Source organism: Alloalcanivorax marinus (assembly GCF_016906305.1).
Lineage (GTDB): Bacteria > Pseudomonadota > Gammaproteobacteria > Pseudomonadales > Alcanivoracaceae > Alloalcanivorax > Alloalcanivorax marinus.
In genome coordinates this window covers 1-17,011 of record NZ_JADDOL010000018.1, presented here as the reverse complement: position 1 = coordinate 17,011, position 17,011 = coordinate 1, and the positions used below count along the sequence as shown (strand labels likewise).

Annotated in this window: 15 protein-coding genes; all 15 read right to left on the bottom strand. The window is 64.3% G+C overall.

From position 1 onward, the window contains the following. Window positions 1–2: 2 nt before the first annotated feature. On the bottom strand, window positions 3–1,034 hold the full coding sequence (locus IM760_RS14295) for an NADP-dependent oxidoreductase (protein WP_204430550.1): 1,032 nt from the start codon (window positions 1,032–1,034) through the stop codon (window positions 3–5). Between the two features lie 149 nt (window positions 1,035–1,183). Then, window positions 1,184–2,335 carry an acyl-CoA dehydrogenase family protein gene (locus IM760_RS14290; RefSeq protein WP_204430548.1) on the bottom strand — a complete coding sequence of 384 codons (1,152 nt, stop codon included), beginning with the start codon at window positions 2,333–2,335 and terminating at the stop codon, window positions 1,184–1,186. Between the two features lie 12 nt (window positions 2,336–2,347). Next, entirely contained in the window at window positions 2,348–3,547 is a 1,200-nt protein-coding gene (locus IM760_RS14285; RefSeq protein WP_204430539.1) for an acyl-CoA dehydrogenase family protein, read from the bottom strand. 22 nt (window positions 3,548–3,569) lie between these two features. After that, complete coding sequence (locus IM760_RS14280; protein ID WP_204430536.1) at window positions 3,570–5,654, bottom strand: 3-hydroxyacyl-CoA dehydrogenase NAD-binding domain-containing protein; 2,085 nt, start codon at window positions 5,652–5,654, stop codon at window positions 3,570–3,572. A 233-nt stretch (window positions 5,655–5,887) separates the two neighbouring features. Next, window positions 5,888–7,051, bottom strand: coding sequence for an ABC transporter substrate-binding protein (locus IM760_RS14275; RefSeq protein WP_204430535.1), 1,164 nt, complete (start codon window positions 7,049–7,051; stop codon window positions 5,888–5,890). A 72-nt stretch (window positions 7,052–7,123) separates the two neighbouring features. Further along, the gene (locus IM760_RS14270; protein WP_204430533.1) at window positions 7,124–7,831 is read right to left on the bottom strand and encodes an ABC transporter ATP-binding protein; all 708 of its coding nucleotides are present in this window, start codon (window positions 7,829–7,831) and stop codon (window positions 7,124–7,126) included. Then, a complete protein-coding gene (locus tag IM760_RS14265) occupies window positions 7,818–8,600 on the bottom strand; it encodes an ABC transporter ATP-binding protein (protein WP_228234418.1) in 783 nt (260 codons plus the stop codon). Before IM760_RS14265 ends, IM760_RS14270 begins: the two co-directional genes overlap by 14 nt. Then, window positions 8,593–9,621, bottom strand: coding sequence for a branched-chain amino acid ABC transporter permease (locus IM760_RS14260; RefSeq protein ID WP_204430531.1), 1,029 nt, complete (start codon window positions 9,619–9,621; stop codon window positions 8,593–8,595). The genes IM760_RS14265 and IM760_RS14260 overlap by 8 nt, the downstream gene beginning before the upstream one ends. Further along, entirely contained in the window at window positions 9,621–10,478 is an 858-nt protein-coding gene (locus tag IM760_RS14255) for a branched-chain amino acid ABC transporter permease (protein ID WP_228234433.1), read from the bottom strand. Before IM760_RS14255 ends, IM760_RS14260 begins: the two co-directional genes overlap by 1 nt. A 203-nt stretch (window positions 10,479–10,681) precedes the next feature. Further along, window positions 10,682–12,358, bottom strand: coding sequence for a long-chain fatty acid--CoA ligase (locus IM760_RS14250; protein ID WP_204430529.1), 1,677 nt, complete (start codon window positions 12,356–12,358; stop codon window positions 10,682–10,684). A 269-nt stretch (window positions 12,359–12,627) separates the two neighbouring features. Continuing rightward, window positions 12,628–13,428: a 5'/3'-nucleotidase SurE gene (gene surE / locus IM760_RS14245; RefSeq protein WP_204430527.1), complete on the bottom strand. Its 801-nt coding sequence runs from the start codon at window positions 13,426–13,428 to the stop codon at window positions 12,628–12,630. 23 nt (window positions 13,429–13,451) lie between these two features. Further along, window positions 13,452–14,522, bottom strand: a complete 1,071-nt coding sequence (locus IM760_RS14240) for a phosphotransferase (protein WP_239549856.1) — start codon at window positions 14,520–14,522, stop codon at window positions 13,452–13,454. Then, complete coding sequence (locus IM760_RS14235) at window positions 14,523–15,287, bottom strand: SDR family NAD(P)-dependent oxidoreductase (RefSeq protein WP_204430525.1); 765 nt, start codon at window positions 15,285–15,287, stop codon at window positions 14,523–14,525. 17 nt (window positions 15,288–15,304) lie between these two features. After that, on the bottom strand, window positions 15,305–16,507 hold the full coding sequence (locus tag IM760_RS14230) for an acyl-CoA dehydrogenase family protein (protein WP_204430521.1): 1,203 nt from the start codon (window positions 16,505–16,507) through the stop codon (window positions 15,305–15,307). A 138-nt stretch (window positions 16,508–16,645) separates the two neighbouring features. Further along, a complete protein-coding gene (locus tag IM760_RS14225; RefSeq protein WP_420838126.1) occupies window positions 16,646–16,975 on the bottom strand; it encodes a hypothetical protein in 330 nt (109 codons plus the stop codon). Window positions 16,976–17,011 lie beyond the last annotated feature (36 nt).

Genomic DNA, 17,011 nt, shown 5'->3' with positions numbered 1-17,011 from the left:
CGTCAGTTCAGGGTCGGGTCTTCGCCGACGCGCACCAGCAGCTTGCCCCGGTTCTTGCCCTGCAGCAGGCCCTGGAAGGCGCTCACCGCGTTCTCCAGGCCGTCCACCACGTCTTCCTGATACTTGACCTTGCCGTCGCGGATCCAGGCGCTCATGTCCCGTTGGAAGTCCGGGCCACGGTGGGCGTAATCGAACTGGATAAAGCCTTTGATCAGCAGACGCTTGACCAGCACCTTGCCCATGAAACCGGGCAGGCGGTCCGGGCCCTGGGGCATTTCCGTGTCGTTGTAGTGGGCGATGCGGCCGCACACCGGAATCCGGGCGAAGTCGTTGACCAGCTCCATCACCGCGTCGAAGGTGTCGCCGCCCACGTTTTCGAAATAGACGTCGATGCCGTCCGGGCAGGCTTTTTTCAGCTGGTCGCGGAAGTCCGCGTCCTTGTAGTTGACGCAGGCGTCAAAGCCGTAGGCCTCCACCACGTGCTTGCACTTGTCCTCGGCGCCGGCCACGCCGACCACGCGGCAACCCTGGATTTTGGCGATCTGGCCGACCACCTGGCCCACCGCGCCGGCGGCGGCGGACACCACCACGGTTTCGCCTTTCTGCGGCTTGCCGATCTCGGCCAGGCCCACGTAGGCGGTGAAGCCGGGCATGCCGAGCACGCCCACGGCGGTGCTGATCGGCGCCTGGGCCGGGTCCAGCTTGCGCATCATTTTCGGGTTGTTGACGGAATACTCCTGCCAGCCGCCCGGGCACAGCACATAGTCACCCTGCTTGAAATCACCGCTGCGGGATTCCACCACCTGGCCCACGGTGGCGCCTTCCATGACGGCGCCCTCTTCCACGCTGGCGGCGTAGGACTTGGCGGCGCTCATGCGGCCGCGCATGTAGGGGTCCAGGGACAGATAGATGGTACGGACCAGTACCTGGCCCTCGCCCACTTCCGGGACACTGCCTTCCTGGAGTTTCAGGTTTTCGTCACCGGGCATGCCGGTGGGACGTTTGGCGAGAATGATCTGGCGATTGACGGTCATGATGCTCTCTCCCGATAAATTTGTTATTCGTGACACACCGCAGGAGCGACTTCAGTCGCGATTGCCAAGGCGGTTGATCGCGACTGAAGTCGCTCCTACGGAGAATTAGGGCAACTAAAAAGGGCGGCCCGCGGGCCGCCCTTTTTGGGTTACGCCGCGTGGTCGTCCACGTCGATCAGCGTTTCCAGAACACCCAGATGGTATTCCCGGTCGCCGAACCAGTGGTCGATCATCACGATGCGCTTGGCGTAATGGGAAACCGGGGTTTCTTCCATCATGCCCATGCCGCCGAACAGCTGGATCGCTTCCTCGGCCACCTTGCGGCCGGATTTGCCGACCTGGGCCTTGGCCGCGGAGATGCGCTTCTTGCGCAGGTCCGCCGGGGCATCCAGGCTGCAGGCCGCCAGCATGGTGATGGAGCGCACTTTTTCCAGTTCCATGCGCATTTCCACCATGCGGTGCTGCAGGGCCTGGAACTTGCCGATCGGCACGCCGAACTGCTGGCGTTCCTTGATGTAGTCCAGGGTCTGGTCGCAGGCCACTTCCATGGCGCCGGAGGCTTCCGCGCACAGGGTGATCAGGGCCAGATCCAGGGTCGCTTCCAGGGCGTCGATGGCCTGGCCTTCCTCGCCCAGCAGGGCGTCGCCGTCCACCTTGACGTTGCTCAGGGTGATTTCGGCGGCGCGCAGACCGTCGATGGTGGCGTAGCCCTTGCGGGTCACGCCGTCCGCGTCGGCGGGCACGATAAAGGCGCTGAGGCCGTCCCGGTCGCCGGCGTTGCCGGCGGTACGGGCGATCACCACCAGCTGGTCGGCGCTGTCACCGTGCAGCACCACGGCCTTCTCGCCGCTCAGCACGTAGCCGTCGCCGTCTTTTTTGGCGCTGGTGTCGACCACGGTGTGGTCGTAGCGGCCCTGGGGCTCGTAGGCGGCCAGGGCGAAGCGGGTTTCACCGCCGATGATCGCCGCCACCCACTGCTCTTTCTGGGCGTCGTTGCCAAGCTTGTCGATCAGGGTGCCGGACAGCACCACGGTGGCCAGGTAGGGCTCCACCACCAGACCGCGACCGAAGCCTTCGGCCACCACCATCAGTTCCGGGCCGCCGCCGTTGAAGCCGCCGGCTTCCTCGGAGAACGGCACGCCCAGCAGGCCCAGCTCGGCGAACTGGTTCCACATGTCGGCGCTGAAGCCCTGATCGGACTCCAGGATCTTGTTGCGCGCGTCGAAGGTGTAGGTGTCACGGACCAGACGACCCACGGTCTCTTCGAGCATGCGCTGCTCGTCGTTGAGTTTGAAATCCATGTTCGCGTCTCCTTACAGACCGAGAATCATCTTGGAGATGATGTTCTTCTGAATTTCGTTGGAGCCCCCGAAAATGGAGAGCTTGCGGAAGTTGAAGTAACGGCTGGCCACGGAGGCGGCGAATTCCGGACCCACGTAGGGGCCTTCGAAATCACCGGCCATTTCCTCGGGGAGGAACGGCAGCGCGTGAGGGCCGGCGGCGCGGCGGAACAGATCGGTGATCTCCTGGCGCAGCTCGGTGCCCATGATCTTCAGGAAGGAGCTTTCCGCGCCGGGCACGCCACCGGCCTCGGCGGCCGCCACGGTGCGCAGGTTGGTCATCTCCAGGGACATCAGCTCCATCTCCACGTCGGCCAGACGGGCGCGGAAGTGGGGTTCCTCGATCAGCGGCTTGCCGTTGACCTGCTGCTCGCGGGCCACCTGCTTGAGGTGCGCCAGGGCCGCCTTGGACGCGCCCACGCCGGCGATGCCGGTGCGCTCGAAGGTGAGCAGGTACTTGGCACAGGTCCAGCCTTTATTCTCTTCGCCGACCAGGTTTTCCACCGGCACCTTGACGTCGTCGAAGAACACTTCGTTGACTTCATGCTCGCCGTCCAGGGTGATCAGCGGACGCACGGTGATGCCTTCGCTTTTCTCCATGTCGATGAGCAGGAAGGAGATGCCTTCCTGTTTCTTGGCGTCCGGGTCGGTGCGCACCAGGCAGAAGATCATGTTGGCGTGCTGGCCCAGGGTGGTCCAGGTCTTCTGACCGTTGACGATGTAGTGATCGCCGTCGCGCACCGCGCGGGTCTTCAGGCCGGCCAGGTCGGACCCGGCGCCGGGCTCGGAGTAGCCCTGGCACCACCAGTCGTCGCTGCGCAGGATGCGCGGCAGGTAGTGGTCCTTCTGTTCCTGGGTGCCGAACTTGATGATCACCGGGGCGACCATGTTGACGCCGAACGGCAGCACCGTGGGGGCGCCGGCTTCCGCGCACTCTTCCTCGAAGATGTGCTTCTGGATCGGGCTCCAGCCGGTGCCGCCGTATTCCTTCGGCCAGTGCAGGGCCAGCCAGCCCTGCTCGTTGAGAATCTTCTGCCAGCGGACGGTGTCTTCCTTGCCCAGGCGCTTGTGTTCTTTCACCTTGCGGGCAATGTCCGCCGGCAGCTTGTCGTTCAGGAAGCCGCGCACTTCATCGCGAAAGGCGCGCTCTTCCGGGGTGTAGTTAATATCCATAGTGTCCTCTCTCTAGCGGGGCTCAGCCGTAAAAGCCTTTGCCCTCGTTGGCCAGCTTCTCGAGCAGCGCGGCCGGCTTCCATACGTCGTTGCCGGTTTCCTTGTGGAACTGGCTGACCTTGTCATAGATGGTCTTGAGGCCCACGGAGTCGGCCCAGAACAGCACGCCGCCGCGGTACACCGGGAAGCCGTAGCCGTAGATCCAGATCACGTCCACGTCCAGCGGGCGGGCGGCAATGCCCTCCTCCAGGATCTTGGCGCCTTCGTTGACCATCACGTACATGCAGCGCTCCAGGATTTCCTGGTCGCTGACCTCACGGGACTGAATACCGTTTTCCTCACGGAATTTGGCGATCAGGGCATCGACCTGCTCGGAAGGCACCGGGGTACGGTCACCGTCCTTGTAGTCGAACACACCGGCCTGGGTTTTTTGACCCAGACGGCCCTGCTCCACCAGTTCATCGGTCCAGTTACGCGGCGGCGCGTTGTCGGGATCTTCCTTACGCAGCTCTTCGCGAATGCGGTAACCCACGTCCATACCGGCCAGGTCGGACATGGCGAACGGGCCCATCGGGAAGCCCAGATCGAACAGCACCTTGTCCACCTGGGCGGGGCTGGCGCCTTCGTTGACCAGTTGCACCGCTTCCGCCTGACGCTTGTGCAGCATGCGGTTGCCGACGAAGCCGTGGCACACGCCCACCAGCACGCCGACCTTGCCGATGCGGCGGCTCAGGTCCATGACGGTGGCGATCACGTCATCGGCGGTTTTCTCGCCGCGCACGTTCTCCAGCAGCTTCATCACGTTGGCCGGGCTGAAGAAGTGCATGCCCATCACGTCCTCGGGACGCTGGGTGAAAGCGGCGATGCGGTTCACGTCCAGGGTGGAGGTGTTGGTGGCGAGGATGGCGCCTTTCTTACAGACGCGGTCCAGCTCGCTGAACACGGCTTTCTTCACGTCCATGTTCTCGAACACCGCTTCGATCACCAGGTCCACATCGGACAGATCGTCGTAGCTGAGCGTGGGCTGGATCAGCGCCATGCGCTGCTCCACCTGCTGCTCGGTAATGCGGCCCTTCTTGGCGGTGTTCTCGTAGTTCTTGCGGATCACCGCGATGCCTTTTTCCAGCGCCTCTTCCTTCACTTCCAGGATCTTCACCGGGATGCCGGCGTTGGCGAAGTTCATGGCGATGCCGCCGCCCATGGTGCCGGCACCGATCACCGCCACCTGGTTGATCTCGCGCTTGGGGGTGTCCTTGGCCAGGCCGGGCACCTTGGCCACTTCACGCTCGGCGAAGAACACGTGGCGCTGGGCACGGGACTCCGGGCTCACCAGCAGTTCGGCGAACAGCTCGCGCTCGCGCTTCATGCCCTCGTCGAAGGGCAGCTCCACCGCCGCCTGCACCGCCTTGATGCAGTGGAACGGGGCCTTGAAGCCGCGCTGCTTGCGGGCGATGGATTTCTCGAAGTTGGTGAACAGGTCCGGATCTTCCTTCTTGGCCTGCAGATCGCGGATGCGACGCAGCGGCGCGTTGTCGGCGGCCAGCTTGCGGGCATAGGCCAGGGCGCCTTCCAGCAGGTCACCGCTGACGATCTCGTCGACGATGCCCAGGGCCAGGGCGTCCTTGGCTTTCACCGGGTTGCCGGAGACGATCACTTCCAGCGCCTTCTGGGCGCCGATCAGGCGCGGCAGACGCTGGGTGCCGCCGGCACCGGGCAGAATGCCCAGCTTCACTTCCGGCAGGCCGACCTTGGCGGAATCCAGGGCCACGCGGTAGTCGCAGCCCAGCGCCACTTCCAGGCCGCCGCCCAGGGCGGTGCCGTGGATGGCGGCGACCACCAGTTTGTCGCTGGCTTCGTACTCGGCCACCACGTCCGGCAGGGCCGGGCCCTGGGGCGGTTTGCCGAATTCACGAATGTCGGCGCCGGCCGGGAAGGTGCGGCCTTCGCCGATCACCACCAGGGCCTTGGCCTGGTCGTCCTGGAGCCCCTGGCGCAGACACTCGGTCAGCCCCTGGCGCACGCCCTGCCCCAGGGCGTTCACCGGCGGATAATTGACACTGATGACGCCGATGTCGCCTTCCAGACGGTAGCTGACTACCTCGCTCATGATGCCTCCTTCAGCGGAAGGCCCCGGAAATGTCTTTTTTCGCCATGTTTCCGGCGTCTCCGGCGGCCTTGAAAAGGGTTAAAGTGCAGGCCCACCAGTATAGGAAAAACGGGCCTTTTATCAATAATTTGAAACTTGGTTTTATCTAGCGGACGGCCAGTCCGGGGCCGTTCCGCGCAATCAAAAAGGGCACCCGACCGGGTGCCCTTCTGATTTCCGCGTGATTCCGAGGCTTACTCTTTGTAGTCCCGGGTTTCGCGGATTACCACCTTGCCGTCCTTCACTTCGGCGATCTGCGGCTCGGCGCCCAGGTTGCCGTCGTCGGTGATTGCGGTCACGTCGTAGGGGTTGTGCTTCGGATCCACGTCCTTCAGCGCTTCCGGAATGGCGGCGCGGATGGCGGCGGGATCGTCCACGGAGCCGGCTTCCTGCATGGCGTGCATCAGCAGGTACATGGCGAAGTAGTGGTAGGCGGTTTCCGAGGTGGCCACGCCGTCATGCTTTTCCGTCCACAGCTTCACGAAACGCTCGGCGCCCGGGGTGTTGTAGTCGGCCAGCGGCACCACGCCCACGGAGCCTTCCAGGGACTCGAGACCACCGGACACCTTGGCCACTTCATCGATCTTGGCCTGATCCATGATCACGAAGCCGCCCTTGAAGCCCAGCTCGCGCGCCTGACGCACCACCAGACCGGTGGGCTCGGAGGCGCCACCCACGAACATCACGTCCGGCTTCTCGGCCAGCACCTTGCTCACGCCGGTGTAGTAATCGGCGGACTTGTTGTAGTCCATCGGGTTGGTGGCGACCACTTCACCGCCCATCTTGCGCCATACCGGCACGAATTCCTTGGTCCAGTACTTGGCGTAGTCGTGGGTGGCGTTGGCCACCGCCATGTTCTTGCCGAAGCGGTCCATGGTGATCTTGGCGAACGGCACCAGGTAGTCGGTGAAGTTCGGCGGAATCTTCACGGTCAGCTTGTTGCCCTTGGCGGTTACCGCCGGCACCGAGGTGTAGGACATCACCAGGAAGCCGTCGCGCTCGTTGAACGCCTGCAGAGCGAAAGTACCGCCGGAGTGCGGGGTAAAGATGATCGGCGCCTTGTACTGCTGCACAAGACGCTTGCCGTTCACCGCCGCCTGGCTGGGCGAGTATTTGTCGTCCAGGGCTTCGATCTTGATGGTGTAGTTTTCACCGTCCACGTCGAAGCCGCCGGCCTCGTTGATTTCGGTGGCGGCCATGCGCAGGCCTTCCACGGTGTTTTCACCGTACAGGGCGGCGCCGCCGCTGAGCGGGCCGGTGAAACCGATGGTCACTTCTTCCGCCTGGGCCACGCCGCCCAGGGTCAGCGCCACGGCGCTGGCGACCGCGAGGCGTCGAAAGGTTCGGGTCAATTTCATGATGCTGTTCTCTCCCAATGTTTTTTGTGGGGGTATTGTTGTGTTGATGAACTGCTTTTTCTTTGATTCGGATCAGGCACCGATGTACGCCTTGCGTACCGCCTCATTGCCGAGCATGGCTTCGCGGTCCCCTTCCATCACCAGGCGACCGTTTTCGATCACGTAGGCGCGGGTGGCGATTTTCAGCGCCGCGAAGGCATTCTGTTCCGCCAGCAGCACCGTGGTGCCCTCGCGGTTGATGGACTGCACGGCCTCGAACACCTGCTTGACCACCAGCGGCGCCAGCCCCAGGGACGGTTCATCCAGCATCAGCAGCTTGGGACGGCCCATCAGAGCGCGACCGATCGCCACCATCTGCTGCTGACCGCCACTGAGCGAGCCCGCCGCATCGTCCTTTTTGTCGTTCAAAATCGGGAACATTTCAAGGACATGATCCAATGTTTTTTTCATACCGGCGCGATCACGGCGGTGTACATAGCCGCCCAGCATCAGGTTTTTCAGCACCGACATTTCCGGAAACAACTTGCGGCCTTCCGGACATTGCACCACGCCGGCCTGCACCAGCGCCGACGGCTTCTTGCCGGTGACGTCCTCGCCATTGAGGCTGATGCGCCCGGCACTGGCCTTGAGCAGGCCGCTGATGGTGTTGAACAGGGTGGACTTGCCGGCGCCGTTGGCGCCCAGCAGCACCACCAGCTCGCCGGCCTCCACGTTCATGGAGACGCCGTCCAGGGCCTTGAAGCCTTCGTAGCGGGCGTCAACATTCTCAAGCTTCAACATCTTCGTCACTCCCCAGATAGGCTTCGATCACCACCGGATCGTTCTTGATCTGTTCCGGCGTGCCTTCGGCGATTTTTTCGCCGTGGTCCAGCACCATGATCTTGTCCGCCAGGCTCATGATCATGTCCATCTTGTGCTCGATCAGACAGACGCTGATGCCGTGCCGCACCATCTTGCGGATCAGCGACGCCAGGTTCTCGGTTTCCTCCGGGTTGATGCCACCAGCGGGTTCGTCGAGCAGCACCAGCTCCGGATCGGTGGCCATGGCCAGCGCGAACGCCACCCGTTTACGCTCTTCCTGACTGATGTCGAGGATAAAGCGGTTGGCCAGGTGGGACAGGCCGACGAAATCCAGCACCTCGGCGGCGCGCGCCCGGCATTTCTTCTCTTCGTCGCGCAGGCGCTTGGAGTTGATGATCACGTCCCACAGCCGCGACTGGGTGCGCAGCCGGTGGCCGACGATCAGGTTGTCCAGCACCGTGGACTGTTCAAACAGCATGGTGGTCTGGAAGGTGCGCGCGATGCCCAGCCGGGCGATGCGGTCCGGCGACATGCCGGTCACGTCCATGCCCTGGAACTCGATGGTGCCGTCGCTGGGCGGCATGGCGCCGGCCACCAGGTTGAAGAAGGTGGTCTTGCCGGCGCCGTTGGGGCCGATAATGGCGTTGATCTTGCCGGCCTCGAAGGTGACGCTCACGTCGTTGACCGCGGCCAGACCGCCGAAACGCTTGGTCAGATTGCTGATTTTCAGCAGCGGTTGCTCAGCCATGGGTGCCGGCCTCCTCGGAATTCTTGTTCTCGACGCGGGACGCGCTCTGTTTGGCCGGCGCCTTGCTGGCCAGCCGGCGGCCACGCCAGGTCAGGAAGGTGCCCACGATGCCGCGCGGCATGAAGATCACCAGCACCACCAACAGCGGCCCGAACACGATCATCCGGTACTCCTCGAAGGATTGCACCGCCTGGGTGATCCAGGTGATCAGCAGGGTGCCCACCAGCGGCCCCATCAGGGTGCCGATGCCGCCCACCAGCAGGTAGGTGATGACGTCGAAGGTGTGGGTGATCTCGGCCAGATCCGGGCCGATGAACCGCACCACGCCGGCCAGCAGCGCGCCGGCCAGACCGGCATAGGTGGTGGACAGCACGAACGCCAGCACCTTGTTGCGCATCAGGTTGATGCCCAGGGACTGGGCCAGATCGTCGCTGATGCGGATCGCCAGGAAGGTGCGCCCCACCAGGGAGCGGGAGATGCGGCTGATCAGCCAGATCGCCAGCACCAGGAAGAACAGCACCAGGTAGTAGAACGGAATGGTCTCGGTGAAATCCACCAGGCCGAACCCTTCCGGCGGCGCGATGCTGATCACGCCCAGGGTGCCGTGGGTCAGCTCTTCCCACTTCTCGATCAGCAGATAAATGATGAAGCCCACGCACAGGGTGAAAATGGCGAAGTAATGCTCCTTCAGGCGCAGCGACACGATGCCCACCAGGAAACCGAGCACCGCGCCGATCACGCCGGCGGCGATGAACGCCGGCCAGAACGCCCAGCCGTAGTCCACGGTGAGCAGCCCCACCGCGTAGGCGCCGATGGCGAAGAACCCGCCATGGGCCAGGTTCAGCTGCCCGCAGTAGCCGGTGATGATGTTCAGGCCGTACACGGCGATGGCCCAGATAAAGGCCAGTGCCATCACGTAGATCTGGTATTCACTGCTGGCCACCAGCGGAAACAGGATACCCGCCGCCAGCAGCACGATTTTCATGGCCGGGCTGGCGAGGAAATTCAAGACGCGGTCCATTAGCGCACCCCCTTGGTGAACAGGCCGGTGGGTTTGATGGACAGGATGGCCACCAACAACACGAAGGCGATCAGATCCTTGTAGGTGCCGGACAGGTAGTAGCCGCCGAGCGCCTCGGCGAAGCCGATGATCAGGCCGCCGACGATGGCGCCGGGGATGCTGCCCATGCCGCCCAGGATGATGATCACGAACGCCTTCATGATCACCAGGTGACCCATGGCCGGGTACACCAGGTTGATCGGCGCGAACAGGGTGGCGCCCACCGCCGCCAGGAAGCCGGCGATGGCGAAGGTCATCATCGCCACCCGGTTGGCGTCGATGCCGACCAGGAAGGCGCCTTCCCGGTTCTGCGCCATGGCGATGATGGTGGAGCCGGTCATGGTCTTTTTCAGATACAGGTGCAGCGCGCCCATCAGCGAGAAGGCACCGACGATGATCAGCAGGCGCTGGGCCGGCAGGGTCAGGGAACCGAAGTGGAAGATTTCGGTGTAGGGGGTGGGCATGCGGCGGAAATCCGCGCCCCAGTGCATCTGCACCACGGCTTCCAGGAACAGCAGAATACCGATGGCGGCGATCTTGTCATGGATCGGTGGCGCGTGCCTGAGCGGATGGAACACCAGCCGTTCGCAGAGCACCGACAGCACCGCCACCACCACCCCGGCGCCGGCCATGGCCACCCAGTAGTTGAGGCCGTGCTCGACCATGATGAAATAACTGACGTAGGCCCCCACCATGTACAGGGCGCCATGGGCGAAGTTGGGAACGTGCAGGATACCGTAGACCAGGGTCAGCCCCAGGGCCACCAGCCCGTAGATGCTGCCCAGCGTCAGGCCGTTGAGTGCTTGTTGCAAAAACACGTCCAAGGCTTGAACTCCTCGTTGTTATGAAACCGCCGCGCACGGCCCTTCCGGAAGTCCCGTCGTCCGGTCCGCGCGCTGATACGATTTCGTTTTTCTTGTCATTAAAAACGGCCCGTGAAGAGCCGCCGTTGACGCTAGCAGCGGGGGCCGCCAGCGTCAATATTTCGGAACACTGTTTCGCTATGGAAACGCGACCGTGATCAGGCCTGCTTCTGGTGCGCCGCCCATTCCGCTTCCTGCAGCGCGCGCCACATCACCTTGCCGGTGGGCGAGCGGGGCAGTTCGTCGCGGAATTCGACGATCTGCGGCACCTTGTAGGCGGCCATCTGTTCCTTGCACCAGTCGATGATGTCCGCCTCGCTGACCTTGCCTTTCTCGGCGGCGGTCAGCACCACGCAGGCCTTGACGGTTTCGCCGCGGCGGTCGTGGGGCGCGGAAATCACGCAGCTTTCCTGAATCGCCGGGTGCCGGTACATCAGACTTTCGACCTCCGCCGGCCAAACTTTAAAGCCGGAGGCGTTGATCATCCGCTTGACCCGGTCGACGATGAAGAAATAGCCCTCTTCGTCGTAGTAGCCCATGTCGCCGGTGCGGAAGAAGCGCTTGCCGTCCAGATCGATAAAGGCTTTCTTGGTTTCCTCGGGACGGTTCCAGTAGCCCTGGAACACCTGCGGGCCATGGGACACGATCTCCCCCACCTCGCCCACGCCCAGCTGTTCGCCGGTTTCCTCGTTGATGATGCGCGAGTCGGTGTCGAACACCGGGATGCCCAGGCACTGCTTCTTGGGGTGATCCGCCGGGTTGATGTGGGTGGCGGCGATGGTCTCGGACAGGCCATAGCCTTCGATGTAACGCAGGCCGGTGAGATTGAACAGCTTGTCGGACACCGCCTCGGGCATGGCCGCGCCGCCGCCGCCAATGTTCTGCAGGCTGGACAGGTCGAACGATTCCACGTCCGGGTCGGACAGCAGATCGATGGCCATGGTGACGATGTTGGTCCAGCTGGTGACCCGGTAGCGCTCGATCAGCTTGGCCGCGGTGCGGCGATCCCAGCGGGTCATCAGTACGATGCAGGAGCCCTGGAAGATGGGGCTGTTCATGGCGCCCTGCATGCCCGTCACGTGGAAGTACGGCAGCGTCGCCAGGGTCACGCCCTCGCGGCCGCCGCCGGGCCGCCAGGCGGCGCCGTGCACGCAGGTGGCCATCACCGAACGGTGGGTGTGCATGCAGCCCTTGGGCGCGCCGGTGGTGCCGGAACTGTAGGGGAACACCGCCAGATCGTCGGCGCCCACCAGCAGCTCGCCGGGGCGGTAGCCGTCGTCCAGGGCGGCGCGCCAGCCGATCACGCCCTCGCCGCTCACCGGCTGGGCCGGGGCGCGCACTTCCGCGGGCAGGTCCAGATCGGTGTCGGCGGCGGCGTACTCGCCGTAGGCGGCGACGATCACATGGCGCAGGCGCTCATGGCCGATCAGCGATTCGATCTGCGGGAACACTTCCTGGCCACACAGACAGACGGACGCCTGGGTGTCTTCCAGATAGTGCTCCAGTTCGGCGGTACGGTTCATCGGGTTGATCGGCACCACGATGGCGTTGGCGCGCAGGATCGCGTAGTAGCCGATGATGAACTGGGGCGCGTTCTGCATGAAGAGCAGCACGCGGTCCCCCTTTTCCACGCCCAGGTGCTCGAGCTGGCCGGCCAGCGCGTCCACCTCGTCCTTCAGCGCCCGGTAGGTGATCGGCCGATCATAGTAGATGATGGCGTTCTCGTTCGGGTAGCGAAGGGCGGAAATCGCCAGATTCTCGTAAAGGCTGGTTTCCGGCAGGGTCAGATGATGGGGGGCCCCATCCGGCCAGACGGCAAAATGCCGATCGAACATGCCTGTACTCTCCCTAAAAAGTCGAACCGTTTCATGGCGCGGACGGACCGCGCCCTTGTTGTATAAATAGCTGTATAAATAGCTGTATGGATCGCTGACGGATCGTTGTATAAATAGCCGTGGACGGCCATGAACGATCGCATTACCGGTCGGCGGGCACGGCAAAACGGCGCCCGGACCGGGGGCAAGCGGTCAATCTGACATGGCCTCCCGGGACCGTCAATATTATTTTGGAATATGGTTTCGAAAAACGGACGCCGCCGCAACGCTCACGGCAGCGGCCGCTCCCCCTGCTCCCAGCAGCGGTCCGCCAGGGCATCGTCACAGCGGGTCGGCTGCAGCGGCATCACCGACACGAAGCCGTCGCGCAGGGCCACCACGTCCGACTGCGGGTGCTCGATGGCGCCGGGCCGGCGCTCGAACGCCAGCCAGTGGTACGACAGGCCCCGTCCGTCGGTCCCGTGCACCAGCCGCGGGCCGGCGATGCCGCCGCCGATCTGGCGGGTGAACCGGCTGCCGCGCAGTTCCGCCACCGGCCGGTCCGGGAAGTTCAGGTTCCAGCAGGCGCGCTGGTAACCGTCCCGGTCGGCGCCGGCCTCCCACAGTTCACGGATCAGGGCCGCCGAGTGGCGCTCGGTGGGGGCGTAATCGATGGCCTCCCGGTCGCCCACGAAGGCCTGGCTCAGGGCGATGCCCGGCAGCCCCAGATGGGCCGCCGCCAGCACCGCGCCCACGGTGCCCGAATACATCACCGAATCGCTCAGGTTGGCACCGCAGTTGACGCCGGAGAGCACCAGATCCGGCGGGTCCTCGGCGAACCATTCGGCCATGGCGAACATGACGCAGTCCGCCGGCGTGCCGGACACCGCGAAGCGCCGTTCGCCGTGGTGGTAGACGCGCAGTGGCGAGTGCAGGGATATGCCCTGCCCCACGCCGCTCTGGTCGTGCTCCGGCGCCACCGTCCACACCTCGTCGGCGAGCTCGGCGGCCACCGCTTCGGCCACCCGCAGCCCGGGGGCGTCGATGCCGTCGTCGTTGGTGACCAGGATCTTGCGGAACGTTTTCGACATGAGGCTCTCTCGGTTGGGGTTCGCTATTTATGCGCCCGGGCGATCTGCCAGCCGCGCTCGGCCATCAGGCCGGCGCGCTTGCCCACCTCCAGCGCGTCCCGGTTGCTGGCGTTGCCCTGCAGGGCGCGAGCGTAGACGCCCTGCAAAATCGCCGCCGAGCGGAACAGGGCGAACGCCAGGAACACCGGCCAGTCGTTGATGCCGTCGCGGCCGGCCCCTTCACAGTAACGCTCCAGCAGGGTGCGTTCGTCGGGGATGCCACGGGCACTCAGATCCAGGCCATCCAGTCCGCGCACGCCGTTGACGCCGTGGGGCATGTGGTACGGCAGGCAGCAATAGGCCAGGTCCGCCAGCGGGTGACCGATGGTGGCCAGTTCCCAGTCCAGCACCGCCACCACCCGCGCTTCCCGATTGTCCACCAGCAGGTTGCCCAGGCGGAAGTCACCGTGGGCGATGGCGGCGCTGTCGTCGTCGGGAATGTTGTCCGCCAGCCAGGCCATCAGGTTGTCCATGGCCGGCAGTTCATCGGTCTTGGACGCTTCGTACTGGGCGCTCCAGCGCTTCACCTGGCGGGTCACATAGCCCTGGGGACGACCGAAATCGCCGAGCCCGGCGGCCTGGTAGTCGACCCGGTGCAGCCGCGCCAGGGTGTCGATCTTATCCTGGTAGAGTCGGGTGCGATCGTTCTTGTCGAGGCTCTCCAGCTGCGGGTGCGAATAGACCCGGCCCGGCACGAAATCCATGACATAGAAGCTGGTGCCGATCACCTCGTCGTCCTCGCACAGCACGTGCATGGTCGGCACCGGCACCTGGCTGTGTTCGCCCAGCGCCTTCATCACCCGGTATTCCCGGTCCACCTGGTGGGCGGACGGCAGCACCTTGCCCGGCGGCTTCTTGCGCAGCACATAGCGCCGCGCGCCGCTTTCCAGCAGGTAGGTGGGGTTGGACTGGCCGCCCTGGAACTGGCGCACCGTCAGGGGACCGTCGAGCAGGTCCCGTTGCTGAAGATAGTCGGCCAGGCGCTTTTCGTCGATGCGATGGGCGTCCAGGACCGGCACGATCTCCGGTTGACCTTCCATAAGAACCTCACGCAATCAGCAGATCGTTTCGCCGCCGTCGGCCACGATGGTCTGACCGGTGACATAGCCACTGGCCGCGCTGGACAGGAACAGCGCCACCCCGGCGATGTCCACCGGCTCGCCGATGCGGCGCACCGGGGTACGCTCCTCGGCGCGCTTGCGGCGTTCCGGGTCCTCGGTGAGCGCCTTGGCGAAGTCGGTGCGCACCAGGCCCGGGGCGATGGCGTTGACACGGATATTGCGCGGGCCCCACTCCACCGCCAGGTTGCGGGCCAGGGCGGCCTCGGCGGCCTTGGACACGCCGTAGGTACCAATCACGGTATTACCGCGCAGGCCGGCGATGCTGGAAATGATCACCACATTGCCGCCGCCGTTCTTGTCCATCTCCGGCAGCACCCGGTTGCACAGCCAGAAGGTGCCCTTGACGTTGGTGTCCATGATCTTGTCCCAGGCCTCGTCGGTAAGCTCGGCGGTGGGACCGTAGACCGGATTGGTGGCGGCGTTGCACACCAGAATATCGATTTTGCCGAAGGCGGCCAGGGTTTCGTCGACCAGGTTCATCAGGTCGTCTTTCTTGCCCACGTTACAGGGCACGGCGATGGCCTCGCCGCCTTCCGCCTTGATCGCCTCGCACACTTCGTGGCAGGGCTCCGGCTTGCGGCTGGAGATCACCACCTTGGCGCCGGCGCGGGCCATTTCCTCGGCGATGGCCTTGCCGATGCCGCGGGTGGAGCCGGTGATCAGGGCGACCTTGCCGGTCAGATCAAAGAGTTTGCTCATTGTTGTTCTCCTTGGTTTTACCGATACCGGCCCAGTTCGAGCTTGGCGATGGTGTCCAGGTGCACCTCGTCCGGGCCGTCGGCCAGGCGCAAGGTGCGCAGGTTGGCCCAGGCGGAGGCCAGGAAGCTGTCCTGGCACACGCCCAGGGCACCGTGGACCTGGATGGCGCGGTCCACCACCTTGAGCGCCATTTCCGGGGCGATCACCTTGATCATGGCGATTTCCTGACGGGCCACCTTGTTGCCCACGGTGTCCATCATGTGCGCCGCTTTCAGCGTCATCAGCCGTGCTTGTTCGATCTCCAGGCGGGAGCGGGCAATGTCCTTGCGGATGGAATCAAACTGGGACAGCTTGCGGCCAAAGGCCTCGCGGGCCTCGACCCGCTGGCACATGGCTTCCAGGGCCCGCTCCGCCAGACCGATGGTGCGCATGCAGTGGTGGATACGGCCCGGGCCCAGGCGGCCCTGGGCGATCTCGAAGCCGCGGCCCTCGCCGAGAATCAGGTTGCCGGCGGGCACCCTCACGTTGTCGTAGACGATTTCCGCGTGACCCTTCGGAGCGTGATCGTAGCCGAACACGTGCAGGGCACGTTCGATGGTCACGCCGGGGGTATCCAGCGGCACCAGAATCTGGGACTGTTGCTGGTGGCGCGGTGCTTGCGGGTCGGTCTTGCCCATCACGATGGCGATCTTGCAATCGGTGGACATGGCGCCGGAAGACCACCATTTGCGGCCGTTGATGACGTACTCGTCGCCGTCACGCTTGATCTCGGTGCAAATGTTGGTGGCGTCGGAGGAGGCCACCGCCGGTTCGGTCATCGAAAAGCAGGAGCGGATCTCGCCGGCCAGCAGCGGCTTGAGCCATTGTTCCTGTTGCTCGGGGCTGCCGTACCGGGCCAGCACTTCCATATTGCCGGTGTCCGGCGCCGCGCAGTTGAACACCTGCGGCACCATGCCGCTGCGGCCCATGATTTCGCACAGGTGCGCGTAGTCATAGTTGCTCAGGCCGGCGCCGTGCTCGCTTTCCGGCAGAAACAGATTCCACAGGCCCTCGGCCTTGGCCTTTTGCTTCAGTGCCTTGACGATGGGCGGCGGGGCCCAGCGGTTCTCCCCGGTGTTGATCTGCTCCGCGTAGAGCGCTTCGTTGGGGTAGATGTGCTGGTCCATGAAGGCAACGAGCTGGTCGTGCAGGGCCTGGGCCCGGTCGGAAAGGGGCAGCATGGGCTCTCCTCGGGTGTTTCCGGCGTGGTTCTGAGGCCCGCCGGAACGGAACGCCCGACGGACATACTTATTGGTATGTCGGGAGAATGTGGCATGCCCCGGCGGCGTCGTCAAATAAATTGAAATGGCGTTTTGATTTCAGGAAGCGGGGGCGGCGGTCCGCCCGGCCAGGGTGGGACACTGGCGCAGACTGGCCAGGTAACAATCCACGAAGTCCGCCGCCTCCGCGTCCAGATCAAAGCTGTCCGGCAGCAGCAGCCAGGTGTAGAGCAGACCGGTCATCTGCACGTGCAGCAGGGTGATGGCCCGGTCAATATTGAGGGTGGCGGGCAACTGGCCGCGCTCGATGGCGTTGCCCAGGGTACGGCGCACCTTGGCGCCGCCGTCCAGGAAACTGTCCCGCACACGGGCCATCAGCGGGTCGGTTTCCTTGGTAAATTCACATTTATAAAAGGGTATCCGGATTATCTGGTTGGTATGCGAGAGAGAAAGGTGGCCGACAAA

Coding starts and splice junctions, on each gene's coding strand:
- IM760_RS14295 (WP_204430550.1), bottom strand. CDS start 1,034: ATGACCGTCAATCGCCAGATCATTCTCGCCAAACGTCCCACCGGCATG.
- IM760_RS14290 (WP_204430548.1), bottom strand. CDS start 2,335: ATGGATTTCAAACTCAACGACGAGCAGCGCATGCTCGAAGAGACCGTG.
- IM760_RS14285 (WP_204430539.1), bottom strand. CDS start 3,547: ATGGATATTAACTACACCCCGGAAGAGCGCGCCTTTCGCGATGAAGTG.
- IM760_RS14280 (WP_204430536.1), bottom strand. CDS start 5,654: ATGAGCGAGGTAGTCAGCTACCGTCTGGAAGGCGACATCGGCGTCATC.
- IM760_RS14275 (WP_204430535.1), bottom strand. CDS start 7,051: ATGAAATTGACCCGAACCTTTCGACGCCTCGCGGTCGCCAGCGCCGTG.
- IM760_RS14270 (WP_204430533.1), bottom strand. CDS start 7,831: ATGTTGAAGCTTGAGAATGTTGACGCCCGCTACGAAGGCTTCAAGGCC.
- IM760_RS14265 (WP_228234418.1), bottom strand. CDS start 8,600: ATGGCTGAGCAACCGCTGCTGAAAATCAGCAATCTGACCAAGCGTTTC.
- IM760_RS14260 (WP_204430531.1), bottom strand. CDS start 9,621: ATGGACCGCGTCTTGAATTTCCTCGCCAGCCCGGCCATGAAAATCGTG.
- IM760_RS14250 (WP_204430529.1), bottom strand. CDS start 12,358: ATGTTCGATCGGCATTTTGCCGTCTGGCCGGATGGGGCCCCCCATCAT.
- surE (WP_204430527.1), bottom strand. CDS start 13,428: ATGTCGAAAACGTTCCGCAAGATCCTGGTCACCAACGACGACGGCATC.
- IM760_RS14235 (WP_204430525.1), bottom strand. CDS start 15,287: ATGAGCAAACTCTTTGATCTGACCGGCAAGGTCGCCCTGATCACCGGC.
- IM760_RS14230 (WP_204430521.1), bottom strand. CDS start 16,507: ATGCTGCCCCTTTCCGACCGGGCCCAGGCCCTGCACGACCAGCTCGTT.